The 12,757-nt window shown below is 69.8% G+C and carries 14 protein-coding genes; 10 read left to right on the top strand and 4 right to left on the bottom strand.

Features of this window, described 5'->3' with window-relative positions; translation table 11 throughout:
* Positions 1-49: 49 nt before the first annotated feature.
* Together EGT67_RS10525 and EGT67_RS10520 are read left to right on the top strand one after the other, a co-directional pair.
* On the top strand, positions 50-1,183 hold the full coding sequence (locus EGT67_RS10525; protein WP_127916006.1) for a GIY-YIG nuclease family protein: 1,134 nt from the start codon (positions 50-52) through the stop codon (positions 1,181-1,183).
* 68 nt (positions 1,184-1,251) lie between these two features.
* On the top strand, positions 1,252-2,031 hold the full coding sequence (locus EGT67_RS10520; protein ID WP_127916005.1) for a siderophore-interacting protein: 780 nt from the start codon (positions 1,252-1,254) through the stop codon (positions 2,029-2,031).
* 18 nt (positions 2,032-2,049) lie between these two features.
* Here EGT67_RS10520 and EGT67_RS10515 read toward each other — a convergent pair whose 3' ends face one another.
* Positions 2,050-3,207: a multidrug effflux MFS transporter gene (locus EGT67_RS10515; RefSeq protein ID WP_127916076.1), complete on the bottom strand. Its 1,158-nt coding sequence runs from the start codon at positions 3,205-3,207 to the stop codon at positions 2,050-2,052.
* Positions 3,208-3,292: 85 nt separating this feature from the next.
* Here EGT67_RS10515 and EGT67_RS10510 point away from each other — a divergent pair, with 85 nt between their 5' ends.
* Positions 3,293-4,240 (top strand): tyrosine recombinase XerC, encoded by a 948-nt coding sequence (locus EGT67_RS10510; protein WP_127916075.1) that lies wholly within the window; start codon positions 3,293-3,295, stop codon positions 4,238-4,240.
* Here EGT67_RS10510 and EGT67_RS10505 read toward each other — a convergent pair.
* Positions 4,225-4,797: a M23 family metallopeptidase gene (locus EGT67_RS10505; protein ID WP_127916004.1), complete on the bottom strand. Its 573-nt coding sequence runs from the start codon at positions 4,795-4,797 to the stop codon at positions 4,225-4,227. The two genes, EGT67_RS10510 and EGT67_RS10505, sit on opposite strands and share 16 nt — an antisense overlap.
* A 330-nt stretch (positions 4,798-5,127) precedes the next feature.
* On the opposite strand from EGT67_RS10505, the gene rpsB reads away from it, so the two are divergent.
* From rpsB to EGT67_RS10470, 7 genes are all read left to right on the top strand, one after another.
* Positions 5,128-5,949 carry a 30S ribosomal protein S2 gene (rpsB, locus tag EGT67_RS10500; protein ID WP_127916003.1) on the top strand — a complete coding sequence of 274 codons (822 nt, stop codon included), beginning with the start codon at positions 5,128-5,130 and terminating at the stop codon, positions 5,947-5,949.
* A gap of 113 nt (positions 5,950-6,062) precedes the next feature.
* The gene (gene tsf, locus EGT67_RS10495) at positions 6,063-6,887 is read left to right on the top strand and encodes a translation elongation factor Ts (protein WP_127916002.1); all 825 of its coding nucleotides are present in this window, start codon (positions 6,063-6,065) and stop codon (positions 6,885-6,887) included.
* A 276-nt stretch (positions 6,888-7,163) separates the two neighbouring features.
* Entirely contained in the window at positions 7,164-7,892 is a 729-nt protein-coding gene (gene pyrH, locus EGT67_RS10490; RefSeq protein ID WP_127916001.1) for a UMP kinase, read from the top strand.
* Between the two features lie 79 nt (positions 7,893-7,971).
* Positions 7,972-8,529 carry a ribosome recycling factor gene (gene frr, locus EGT67_RS10485; protein WP_127916000.1) on the top strand — a complete coding sequence of 186 codons (558 nt, stop codon included), beginning with the start codon at positions 7,972-7,974 and terminating at the stop codon, positions 8,527-8,529.
* 2 nt (positions 8,530-8,531) lie between these two features.
* The gene (locus EGT67_RS10480) at positions 8,532-9,392 is read left to right on the top strand and encodes a phosphatidate cytidylyltransferase (protein WP_127915999.1); all 861 of its coding nucleotides are present in this window, start codon (positions 8,532-8,534) and stop codon (positions 9,390-9,392) included.
* Positions 9,389-10,123 (top strand): class I SAM-dependent methyltransferase, encoded by a 735-nt coding sequence (locus EGT67_RS10475; protein ID WP_127915998.1) that lies wholly within the window; start codon positions 9,389-9,391, stop codon positions 10,121-10,123. The genes EGT67_RS10480 and EGT67_RS10475 overlap by 4 nt, the downstream gene beginning before the upstream one ends.
* A 59-nt stretch (positions 10,124-10,182) precedes the next feature.
* The gene (locus EGT67_RS10470; RefSeq protein WP_127915997.1) at positions 10,183-11,469 is read left to right on the top strand and encodes a lipase family protein; all 1,287 of its coding nucleotides are present in this window, start codon (positions 10,183-10,185) and stop codon (positions 11,467-11,469) included.
* Positions 11,470-11,471: 2 nt separating this feature from the next.
* Here EGT67_RS10470 and EGT67_RS10465 read toward each other — a convergent pair whose 3' ends face one another.
* Together EGT67_RS10465 and EGT67_RS10460 are read right to left on the bottom strand one after the other, a co-directional pair.
* The gene (locus tag EGT67_RS10465) at positions 11,472-12,305 is read right to left on the bottom strand and encodes an HpcH/HpaI aldolase/citrate lyase family protein (RefSeq protein ID WP_127915996.1); all 834 of its coding nucleotides are present in this window, start codon (positions 12,303-12,305) and stop codon (positions 11,472-11,474) included.
* Between the two features lie 70 nt (positions 12,306-12,375).
* Positions 12,376-12,756: a LapA family protein gene (locus tag EGT67_RS10460; protein ID WP_127915995.1), complete on the bottom strand. Its 381-nt coding sequence runs from the start codon at positions 12,754-12,756 to the stop codon at positions 12,376-12,378.
* Between the last annotated feature and the right edge of the window lies 1 nt (position 12,757).

Here is a 12,757-nt window from a genome sequence, read left to right as displayed (position 1 = left end):
GACAGCAAGGCGCACCGCATGCGGTCCCCGGATCGCTTACAGTCGCGTCATGGCTACCGTCTGGACCGTTCCCGAAGACATCACCCGAGTGCTCCTGGCCGCGCCGGGCATCCGTGACTTCCTCACCGATGACGAGGGTCGCGGCGTGGTGAGCGATCCCAAGGTGCGGCTCGCCGAGTTCACCGCGGTGGTCAACTCGCTCCAGCTGAACGCGGGGCGGACGTTCACGTCGGTGCGCGACGCGGCGGGCGTGCTGTTCGACGGCGCGGTGACCGGGGGCGTCATCGTCTCCGACGCGCTGCGCCTAGCCGTGATGCGGGTGATCACCGCCGAGCCCCGCGAACGCAAGCCCGCGCCGAACCCGCTGTCGCCGCGCGTGGTCGAGAATCTCGGACTGTACGTCTACGCGCTGCTGGACCCGCGTGACCGGTCGATCTTCTACGTCGGTGTGGGGCGCGGGAACAAGGTGTACTCGCACGACTGGGACGCGCTCGGGGAGGCGGGAACCCTCGACGCCGAGGGTGTGGGCGAGGCCGATCGTGACGAGACCCGCAGCGCCTGGACGCAGCGGATCCGCGACATCTACGCCGCCGGGCACTCGGTCGAGCACATCGTGCTGCGCCACCGGATCGACGGCACGCACGACGCCGCGTCGGCCGCGAAGGAAGCCGCACACGTGGTGGTCGACGCGCTCCGCCTGCTCGAGCACCGCCCCGACCACCCGGTACTGACGAACCTCGCCGGGGAACCGGCCGACCTCGAGAAGCGCGCGATGTCCGTCGAGGAGTTGGCGGTCCAGTACTCGGCGCTCCCGGCGCCCGAACTGCCGGTCCCGGCGGCCTTGGTCCGGGTTCCGGCCGCGGCGGGTGCCGGGCTGACCGCCGACGAGTTGTACGCGCTGGCGCGGGGGCCGTGGCGCGCGGGCGCGGCAGCCCGGAATGTCGCCGATCTGCCGGTGATCGTGTTCGCGGACAACATCGTTCGTGCGGTGTACCGCGTGAGTACGTGGGAGAGCGTGGGGCCGAAGAGTGATCAGGAGTACCGCTTCGCGGGCGCGGTCGCCCCGGACCTCGAGGCCGAATTCGTGGGAACCCGCGTGACGCCCGATCGTGCCGGACTCAAGGCGTGGCCGGCCCACGGCTGGGTCCAGCGTCTGACCATGGCTCGGCCGCACGGGCGCTGACGGCACCCCCGCTCGCAAGATATGGTTAGCATTACCTAATCAATTCTTGTGCGTAGAGGAGTTTTGCTGTGGCACGGAGGACCTCGACCCTGACCGTGGTGCGGACCGAACGGATCGCCCCGCACATGGTCCGGGTGGTACTCGGAGATCCCGGTTTCGACAGTTTCGAGCCGTCCGAGTTCGCCGACTCGTACGTCAAGATCGAGTTCGGGCCGGCCGACGCGCCGGTCCTGCGGACCTACACCGTTCGCTCGGTCGATCCCGATGCACGGGAACTCGCGATCGACTTCGTCGTGCACGGCGACGACGGGGTCGCCGGCCCGTGGGCCGCGTCGGTGCAGCCGGGCGAGTCGGTGACGGTGCGCGGCCCCGGCGGGGCATACACGCCGCAGAAGGACGCCGACTGGCACCTGATCGCCGGTGACGAGTCGGCGCTGCCCGCGATCTCGACGGCGGTCGAGGCCCTCGGCGCCGACGCGGTCGCGAAGGTGTTCGTCGAGGTCGCCGACGAGCGCGACCGGATCGCGCTGTCGGCGGGGCCGGGCGTCGAGATCACGTGGCTGTACCGCGGAACCACGTCGGACCTTGCCGGCTCCGACGTGGCAGGCGCCAACGCCCCGCTGGTCGCCGCGGTCCGCGAGATGCCGTGGCTGCCGGGTGACGTGCACGTCTTCGTCCACGGCGAGGCGGACACGGTCATGCATCATCTCCGCCCGTACATCCGCAAGGAGCGGGGAGTGCCCGCCGCATCGGCGTCGATCTCCGGCTACTGGCGCCGAGGGCGCACCGAGGAGGGCTTCCGGGCGTGGAAGTCGGAGCTGGCGGTGGCCGAGTCGACCGCGAACTGAACGCCCCTGGCCCGCGCCCTAGGCGGTGCGGGCCAGGACCTTCAGGGACGTCATCGCGATCAGTCCCGAGGCCAGGATCGCGATCGCCATCGGGACCGCGGTGGCGGGTCCGGCGATCCCCACCAGCGGCGACACGACGGCCGCGAGTCCGAACTGGCACGCGCCCATCAACGCGGAACCGGTGCCCGCCGCCTCGGTCACCTGCCCCTGCGCGAGTGCGGTCGCATTGCCCATGATGAATCCGATGCTGGCGACCACCCCGAACATGAGCGGAAGGACCAGCCAGATGTGGCTGCCGCCGATCGTGGTCGCCAGGGTCAGCAGGAGCCCGGACGTCACCAGCAGGCTCACCCCGAACGTGAGCAGCTGGCGGGCCTGGAACGTGCCGATCAGCTTGGTGTTGACGATGCTGCCCGCCATGATGCCCAGCGAGTTGACGGCGAACACGATCGAGAACTGACCGGGCGAGAGTCCCAGCACGTGCTCGGCGACGAACGGCGACGCGGAGATGTACGAGAACAGCGCGCCGAAACCGAACGCGAAGGTGAGCGCGTAGCCGAGGAACACCCGATTGGTCACGACGTAGCGGAGATTGCCGACCAGCGCGGTCAGGCCGCCGCCGTGCCGGCGCTCGGCCGGCAGGGTCTCGGGGACCAGGGTCAGCACGCCGATCAGCATCACGACTGCCGCACCGGCGAGGACCCAGAAGATGCCGCGCCAGCCGATCGGGCCGAGCAGCGCGCCGCCCATCAGCGGGGCGATCACCGGGGCGACGCCGCCGATGATCATCATGATGCTGAACAGTCGCGCCGCCGCGTCGCCCCGCGCGCGGTCCGCGATCACCGCGCGCGCCAACACGATTCCGGCGCCGCCGCTGAAGCCCTGCAACAGGCGCGCGGCGATGAGCACTTCGATGTTCGGGGCGACCGCGCACAGCACGCCGCTCAGGGCGCACAGGGCCGTGCCGCCGATCAGCAATCGGCGGCGGCCCAGGCCGTCGGACAGCGGTCCGATCACGAGCTGGCCGATGCCGAGGCCGGCCATGAACGTCGTCAGCGTCAGCTGCACGCTCGTGGTGGAGGTGTCGAGGCTCTGCTCCATCGTCGGCAGGCCCGGCAGGTACATGTCGGTGGCCAGCGGAGCGATCGCCGAGAGGAGAGCAAGGACGCACAGCATGGGGACGGGAATCGCTCGTTTCACCGGAGAACCCTATCGGCGAGGGCGCTTGCGAAATCGGGCGGTCGCGGCGACGGTGGTCGTCATGGACGTCGACCCGACCCGAGCGCTGCCGCCCGTGCTGCGGACACATCTCGACGACTACGCCGACTACCTGCGCCTCGAGCGGGGACGGTCGGAACACACCGTGCGGGCGTATCTCGGGGACGTGACGAGCCTGCTCGAATACCTCTGCCGAGACCGGCCCGACGTGACCCTCGCCCAGCTCGCCCAGCTCGACCTGCGCGTGCTGCGCGGCTGGCTCGGTGGCCAGGCCGCGGCCGGTGTGGCCCGCACGACGCTCGCCCGCCGGACGTCGTCGGCCAAGGGGTTCACCGCGTGGGCGCAGCGGACCGGGCGTATGGAACTCGATCCCGGTGTGCGTCTGGCGGCGCCCAAATCGCACCGCACGCTGCCCCCGGTCCTGCGTCAGGATCATGCGGCCGAGGCGATGGCCGCAGCCGAATCGGGTGCTGCCCAGGAGGATCCCATCGCCCTGCGGGACCGGTTGATCGTGGAACTGCTGTACTCGACGGGCATCCGGGTCGGGGAACTGTGCGGCCTCGACGTCGCCGACATCGACAACGAGCGGCGCGTGGTCCGGGTGCTCGGCAAGGGAAACAAGGAGCGCGTCGTCCCGTTCGGTCGGCCCGCCGAGGACGCGATCGCCGCGTGGCTGCGGGCCGGGCGCCCCGAACTCGCGAACACCCGGTCCGGCGACGCGTTGCTGCTCGGCCGCCGCGGCGGCCGACTCGATCAGCGCCAGGCTCGCAGCGTCGTGCACGACGTCGTGCAGGCCGTGCCGGGCGCACCCGACCTCGCGCCCCACGGTCTGCGGCATTCGGCCGCGACACACCTACTCGAGGGCGGCGCCGACCTGCGCGTGGTGCAGGAGGTGCTCGGACACTCGAGCCTCGCCACGACACAGCTGTACACGCACGTGTCGGTGGCGCGGTTGCGCGCCGTGCACGACCAGGCTCATCCGCGCGCGTGACCGGCACCGGTCGGTAATAGCCGGATCGGAACAGCGCGGATCAGCGGCAGGGGATCGAGGTACTCCCGGTCCCGCCGCAGGCCCCAGTGCAGGCACGCGGCCGCCGCGCACTCGGGATGACCGGCAACGACTGTGCCGAGGACCGTGCCGCGATCGACCCGTCGCCCCGCGGTCACCGCCGCGCGAACGGGTTCGTACGTCGTGCGCAGCCCGCCCGGATGGTCGACCGAGACGACGGGTTTCCCGGCGACGGTCCCGGCGAACACCACGGTGCCGGCGCCCGCGGCGAGCACGCTCTGGCCCGGGGCGGCCGCGAGGTCGACCCCGCGGTGTCCGGGCAGCCAGTTCTGCGCGGGCTTCTCGAACGCCCGCACGACACGGGGCCGCGGATGCAGCGGCCAGCCGAACGACGGGCGGGCGTCGTCGGCGGCCGGCGCGGCGGCCGGGGCGGGAGGCGAGGCGTGCGGTGCGGCGGCGGCCGGTGCCGCACCGACGCACGCGGCCGCCACCGCGATCGCTGCGCCGACCCGCAGGGCCGCCCGGGCGTCGAATCTCATGCCCCGACCCTGTCCCGCCGCGACGGTCGGCGGGGCGCGTTCGCGCGACCTGTGGACGATGGAACGGGGTGTCCACAGATTGCCGATTCCCGTTGCGGGACCCGCTCACCTGTGCCTTCCGGGGCAACAGACCGCGAGTTAGGAGTGCGCGCACCGAGGCCGTACACTTGTCAGGCGGTCTGTGCACGCACAGACCGACTTCGCGCGTCCGCGGATGAAATCGGTGGTCGGCTGGTCCTGCATTCGTGCAGGTCCGACACCGAGCGGGCGCCAGGGCAGGGGTCACCGATCCCTGCGACAACCGGCACACGAAAGACGAGGTACACAGCCATGGCTGTTGTGACCATGCGGCAGCTGCTCGACAGCGGCGCACACTTCGGGCACCAGACCCGCCGTTGGAACCCGAAGATGAAGCGTTTCATCTTCACCGACCGCAACGGCATCTACATCATCGACCTGCAGCAGACGCTGACGTACATCGACAAGGCGTACGAGTTTGTCAAGGAGACCGTCGCGCACGGCGGCACCATCCTGTTCGTCGGTACCAAGAAGCAGGCGCAGGAGTCCATCGCGGGTGAGGCCACTCGCGTCGGAATGCCCTACGTCAACCAGCGTTGGCTCGGCGGCATGCTCACCAACTTCTCGACCGTCCACAAGCGCCTGCAGCGCCTGAAGGAGCTCGAGTCGATGGAGCAGACCGGTGGCTTCGAGGGTCGCACCAAGAAGGAAATCCTCATGCTCACGCGTGAGATGACCAAGCTCGACCGCACCCTCGGCGGCATCCGCGACATGGCCAAGGTTCCGTCGGCCATCTGGGTCGTCGACACCAACAAGGAGCACATCGCCGTCGGCGAGGCGCGCAAGCTGAACATCCCGGTCATCGCGATCCTGGATACCAACTGCGACCCCGACGTCGTCGACTACCCGATCCCGGGCAACGACGATGCGATCCGTAGCGCTGCCCTGCTCACCAAGGTCGTCGCCTCCGCAGTCGCCGAGGGCCTGCAGGCTCGCGCCGGTGTCAGCGACAAGGACGCCAAGCCGGAGGCCGGCACGGGCGAGCCGCTCGCCGAGTGGGAGCAGGAGCTCCTCTCGCAGGCTGCCCCGGCCGCCGAGGCCGAGGCTCCCGCCGCGGACGCTCAGCAGTCCTAGTCGATTCGGCCCCGACCACCTCGGTCGGGGCCGTTTCGCTCACCTGCTTCGCCAGGTTTCGGCGCGAACCGCAGAGCCTGGCATCCGAAACTCATCCGAGGAGGATCGCCCCCATGGCGAACTACACCGCCGCCGACGTCAAGCGGCTCCGTGAGCTCACCGGCTCCGGAATGATGGACTGCAAGAACGCGCTTGCGGAGACCGACGGCGACTTCGACAAGGCCGTCGAGCTGCTCCGCATCAAGGGCGCCAAGGACGTGGGCAAGCGCGCCGAGCGCACCACGGCCGAGGGCCTGGTCGCCGCCAAGGACGGCGTCATGATCGAGATCAACGCCGAGACCGACTTCGTCGCGAAGAACGCGGAGTTCCAGGAGCTGGCCGACAAGGTCGTTGCCGCTGCTGCCGCTTCCAAGCCGGCCGACCTCGAGGCTCTGAAGGCTGTCGACGTCGACGGCAAGACCGTCGAGACCCTGGTCCAGGAGCTCTCGGCCAAGATCGGCGAGAAGCTCGAGCTGCGCCGCTACGTCGCGTTCGACGGCGCGGTCGCGACCTACCTGCACAAGCGTGCGTCGGACCTGCCCCCGGGCGTCGGCGTGCTCGTCGAGTACACCGGTGAGGGCGAGGCTGCTGCCGAGGCCGCTCGCGGTGCTGCGATGCAGGTTGCTGCGCTCAAGGCCAAGTACGTCACCCGTGACGAGGTCCCCGCGGACATCGTCGAGGGCGAGCGTCGCATTGCCGAGCAGACGGCCAAGGAGGAGGGCAAGCCCGAGGCTGCGCTCCCGAAGATCGTCGAGGGTCGCGTCAACGGCTACTACAAGGACGTCGTTCTGACCGAGCAGTCCTCGGTCACCGACTCCAAGAAGACCGTCAAGGCTCTCCTGGACGAGGCCGGCGCCACGATCACCCGCTTCGCGCGGTTCGAGGTCGGCGCCAGCTAGTCGCACTCTCACACATCGGCCCCGCCGGCCGGGTGGTGCAGTCGTCGGTTCGTTCTTCGAACCGACGATCCGCCCATCCGTTCCGTGCGGGGCCGATCTGTGCGGTGGGTGGGGTCAACTGGGTCAACCGCCGGGGAATGAGGCAGGATGATTAGGGCCTGCTCCGGTGGATTCGCCGGAGGGCCTGGTTCCCCGGTCCGGCTCGGCCGTGGCCTCGCTCGCCGATGAACCGTAGTACTTCTAGAACCGCACTATCTGCAGAACCGAGGGAGAGTTATGACCGCACCGGCCGACGAACGTCCAGGATTCCGACGTGTGCTCCTCAAGCTCGGCGGTGAAATGTTCGGTGGCGGAAAGGTCGGGCTCGATCCGGACGTCGTGACGACGGTCGCGGAGCAGATCGCCGAGGTGGTCCGCTCCGGTGTGCAGGTCGCCGTGGTGATCGGCGGCGGCAACTTCTTCCGAGGTGCCGAACTGCAGCAGCGTGGTCTCGAACGCGCCCGCTCCGACTACATGGGCATGCTCGGAACTGTCATGAATTCCCTTGCGCTGCAGGACTTCCTGGAGAAGCAGGGCGTCGACACCCGGGTGCAGACCGCCATCACCATGGGGCAGGTCGCCGAGCCGTACCTCCCGCTGCGTGCACGTCGTCACCTGGAGAAGGGGCGCGTGGTCATCTTCGGTGCCGGCATGGGTATGCCGTACTTCTCGACCGACACCACCGCGGCGCAGCGTGCGCTCGAGATCGGGGCCGAGGTGGTCCTGATGGCGAAGGCCGTCGACGGCGTCTACTCCGCGGATCCGCGGGTCGACCCGGACGCCACGATGTTCACCGAGATCACGCACCGCGAGGTGATCGAGAAGGGTCTCAAGGTCGCCGACGCGACCGCCTTCAGCCTGTGCATGGACAACCAGATGCCGATGCTGGTCTTCAATCTGCTGACGCAGGGCAACATCGCTCGGGCGGTGTCCGGTGAGAAGATCGGAACATTGGTCAAGTCATGATGGCGATCAGCGCGATCATGATTCGGTACGGATACGACCGTGACAGTCGAGATGGACAACGAGTTGGAGGAGAACAGCCGTGATTGATGAAGCTCTCTTCGAGGCCGAGGAGAAGATGGAGAAGGCCATCACGGTTGCGAAGGACGACCTCAGCTCCATCCGCACCGGTCGCGCGAACCCGGGCATGTTCAACCGGATCGTCGTCGAGTACTACGGTGCGATGACGCCGATCACCCAGCTGGCGAGCATCAACGTGCCCGAGGCGCGGCTCGTCGTCGTCAAGCCGTACGAGGCGTCGCAGCTCGGTCCGATCGAGAACGCGATCCGCAACTCCGATCTGGGCGTCAACCCCACCAACGACGGCTCGCTGATCCGGATCTCGGTGCCGCAGCTCACCGAGGAGCGTCGCCGCGAGTTCGTCAAGCAGGCCAAGGGCAAGGGCGAGGACGCCAAGGTCGCGATCCGCAACGTGCGCCGCAAGACGATGGACGAGCTGTCCCGGATCCAGAAGGACGGGGAGGCCGGCGAGGACGAGGTCTCGCGCGCCGAGAAGGAACTCGACAAGACCACCGCGCGCTACGTCAGCCAGATCGACGACCTGGTGAAGCACAAGGAAGCCGAATTGATGGAGGTTTAGGGGTGGGGAAAGCTGACGGCGCCTCCGCGGCGACCGCCACGCCGGCCTCCAAAGCTGGACGCAACCTGCCCGCCGCGATCGCCGTCGGTGGCGGCCTCGGCGTGGGGTTGATCTTGATCCTGCTCTTCGCCCCCCTGGTGTTGATCGGGGTGATCGCCGTCGCGATGGCGATCGCGACGTGGGAGGTCACCAAGCGCCTGCGCGAGGCGGACATCAGCGTCCCGCTGATCCCGCTGCTGCTGGGCGGACAGGCCGTCATCTGGCTCAGCTGGCCGTACGGCCCGCCGGGCGCGTTGGGGGTGTTCGCGGGAACCGCGCTGGTGACGATGGTGTGGCGCCTGTTCGATCACGGGCTCAAGGCCACCCCACGCAACTTCCTCCGCGACACCGCGATCGCGGTGTTCGTGGCGGCCTGGATCCCGCTCTTCGCGTCGTTCGCGACGTTGATGGTGCTGCAGGACGACGGCGCCGGCCGGGTGTTCTGCCTGCTGATCGTCGTCGTGTGCTCGGACGTCGGTGGCTACGTGGCCGGAGTCTTCTTCGGCAAGCACCCGATGGTCCCGGCGATCAGCCCCAAGAAGTCCTGGGAGGGCTTCGCCGGTTCGCTTGTGTTCTGCGTCATCGGTGGTGTCCTTTCCGTCACGTTCATCCTGGATGCGAACCCGTTCATCGGCGCACTGCTCGGTGTGGCGCTGGTGTTCACCGCGACCCTCGGCGATCTGATCGAGTCCCAGGTCAAGCGTGAACTGGGCATCAAGGACATGGGCACGCTGCTGCCCGGCCACGGCGGCATCATGGATCGACTCGATTCGCTGCTGCCGTCGGCATTCGTCACCTGGCTCGTGCTCACCGTTCTGGTGTGAGCCTCTTTCGTTCCGGCCGTGGTCGGGCTCGGGGTCCCATCCCGAGCCCGAACATCTGGCACTGGCCGCACATCTATGAGGTGGAGAACCGCGCGCAGGACGTCGACGGTGTCGTGTTCGGCGCCCTCGCGGAAATAGCGGACTGGCGCGGTCGCGACGTGCTGGACGTCGGGTGCGGGGCGGGATTCCATCTGCCGGTCTTCGCCGAGTCCGCGCGGTCGGTCGTCGGGGTCGAACCGCACCCGCCGCTCGTCGCCACCGCCCGCGAACGCGTCGCCGGACAGGCGTCCGTCACCGTGCTGGAAGGCGCGGCCGAGTCGATCCCTCTCCCGGACGACACCGTCGACGTCGTGCACGCGCGCACCGCGTACTTCTTCGGGCCGGGGTGCGGGCCGGGCATTCTCGAGGCGATGCGGGTGCTCCGACCCGGGGGAGTGCTCGCCGTCGTCGACCTCGACGCGACCGTCGCGCCGTACGGGCAGTGGATGCGTGCCGACCTGCCGAGGTACGACCCGGTCGAGGTGGAGGCGTTCTTCGCGGCGCAGGGGTTCGCGATGCGCCGGGTCCGCACCCGCTGGGAGTTCGCGGACCGGGAGGCACTGCGGGCGGTGCTCGGCATCGAGTTCACCGAGCGGACCGCTGCCCGCGCGTTCGCCGAGACCCCGGGCCTGGGACTGGAAGTGGGCTACCGGATCCACACGCGGTCCGCGCCCACCGGTCTCATCCTCTGATCGGTTTGTGGTACCCGGAGTATTGACAACGACCGTTGCCATCGTGTGGTGTGTGTCACATGGCGACGATCTCGCGATGGACTCGTCGGGCGGCGGCGGTGTTGGGCGCCTGCCTGGCCGCCGCGACGGTGGGGACCGCGTCGGCAACGCCGGCGGACTTCTACCAGGCCCCGGCGCCGCTGCCGGCCGGCGGGCCCGGCGACGTGCTGAAGGCCGAGCCCTTCGCCCCCACGCTGTCCGTCCGGAACCAGGCCGGCCCGTGGCCGTCGGGCGCGAAGCGGATCATGTACCACAGCACGGACGCTCACGGATCCCCGGTCGCCACGACGGCCACCTACTTCGACGCGAGCATGCCGTGGACGGGCGACGGCCCCCGTCCGCTCGTGGTCCTCGCGCCCGGCACCCAGGGGCAGGGAGACCAGTGCGCGCCGTCGAAGTTGTTCACCGACATCGTCCACTACAGTCCGCCGCTCGACTTTGCGGTCGAGTACGAGGTCACGCAGGCGTATGCGTTGCTCGAGCGCGGAATGGACGTCGTCGTCACCGACTACGAGGGCCTGGGCACCGACGGTGTGCACAGCTACACCGACCGCCGGGCGCAGGCGCACGCCGTGCTGGACGCGGCCCGCGCGGTGAAGGCGTTGCCGGGCATCCGGATCGGTGACGACAACCCGATCGGACTGTGGGGCTACTCGCAGGGCGGCGGCGCGGTGGCCGCCGCGGCCGAGATGCAGGCGTCGTACGCACCGGACCTGAACGTCCGCGGAACCTTCGCGGGTGGGCCGCCGGCGGACCTGCGGGCCGTCGCCGCGGCGATCGACGGGGGCCTGGCGACCGGACTGCTCGGCTACGCGGTCAACAGCATCTACGCCGGCTACCCGGAGACCCGGGCGGAGATCGACGGCGCGCTCAGCCCGGTCGGACGTCGGGTGCTCGACGACATCGCGAATCAGTGTGTGCCGGAGACGCTCGCCCGCTACGGCCTGCACCGGACGTCGGAGTGGACACGCGACGGTCGGTCCGTCGCGGAACTCATCGACGCCCTGCCCGCGGTGCGCGCGGTGGTCGACGAGCAGCGCATCGGGCGGTCCGCGCCCCGCAGTCCGGTGTTGATCGTGCAGGGACGCAACGACGACCTGATTCCGCACGCCCAGGCCGAGCGGCTCGCCGCGGACTGGTGTGCGCTCGGTGCGACGGTCGACTTCAGCACCGAGGAGATCCCGCCGATCGCACCGGGATTCGTCGTCGGACACGGCCTGCCGATGGCCACCGGGATGCTCCGGGCGCTCGACTGGATGACCGACCGGCTGGCGGGCGCGCCCGCGCCGTCGACCTGCACCCGCTGAGCTCACCCCAGGCCGAAGACCTCGGCCAGGTGGGTGAACCTCTTCGCCTTCGCGAGCCGGGGGAGGTCGCTGCCGTCGCGCACCCGCTCACCGTCCGCGCCGAGGTCGGCGATGACGTCGTGGGCCCACTGGATGTCGTGGGCGCTCGGGCTGAGGGCGCGGTTGACGGTCGCCGCCTGATCGGGGTGCAGGCACAGCTTGCCGGTCAGCCCGAGCGACACCGTCGCCTCGCAATCCCGCTGCAGGATGGTGTCGTTCGCGGAGATCGTCGGGCCGTCGATGGGACCACCCGGCAGCCGCGCGGCACGACTGGCGATCACGAGCCGCGACCGCGGGTACGCCATGGCCATGACGTCGTCGCTCATGCCGGTGTCGCGCCGGAAGTCGCCGCTACCGAACGCCAGGCGGAACGTGCCGTCGGCCCGGGCGATCTCGGGCGCAGCCTCGAGGCCTACTGCGGATTCGATCAGCGCGAGGATCGGGGTGCCCTGGGGGAGTCGCTCGGCGGTGGCGTCGACCTGGTAGCCGCTCTCGGTCTTCGCGAGCATCACACCCGACAGCCCGGGCAGTCCGGCGATCGCCGCCACGTCGTCGGCCCAGTAGGGCGTCGTCGCGTCGTTGACCCGGACCCAGGCGGTGTTCGCGCCGTTTCCGCGGCCGAGCCAGTCGACGACGGCGTCACGTGCCCCGGGCTTGTCGGCGGGGGCGACGGCGTCCTCCACGTCGAGGATCACCGCGTCCACGTCGGCCGGCCGCGCGAACGTCTGCGGTTTCGTGGCGGCAGTCAGGAGCCAGGACCGCGCCAGATCGGCGCGGATCGTCGAGATGGTCGTCACCGGGCAGCTCCTCGTCTCGAAGGCGTACTCGTGTCGTGAGTCCCATCGTGCCCCCGAAACGGCGGGCCAGCTACTCCGGCGGCGTGCGGTCGGCCGCGGCGCCGGCACGCTTCGCGACGCGGCGGATCTGGATGATCCGGATGCCGCCCACGAGCGCCATGATGAGCGCCCCGGCGATCGCGGCGACCAGGAGGCTGATGCCCGCGGGCAGCGTGAAGTGCCAGGTGAACAGCTGGAAAGTCACGTCGTCGAGGTTCTGCAGGATGAAGATGAGCAGCAGGATCGCGACCGCGATCCCGATGACCAGACCGGTCCACGCGGACGCGGCCCGCGTCCGCACGATTCCCCTCTCGTGCGTGGGGTGCGGGCCCTCGGCCTCGTGCCGGCCGGGTGGGGGCTGGGCGGCCGGCTGATCGACCGCGTCGGGGTTCTCGTGCGGTGTCTCGGGCATG

The sequence above is a fragment of the Prescottella agglutinans genome (assembly GCF_004011865.1).
Taxonomy (GTDB): domain Bacteria; phylum Actinomycetota; class Actinomycetes; order Mycobacteriales; family Mycobacteriaceae; genus Prescottella; species Prescottella agglutinans.
The sequence above is the reverse complement of the archived record's forward strand: the minus strand, read 5'-3'. Positions and strand labels throughout refer to the sequence as shown.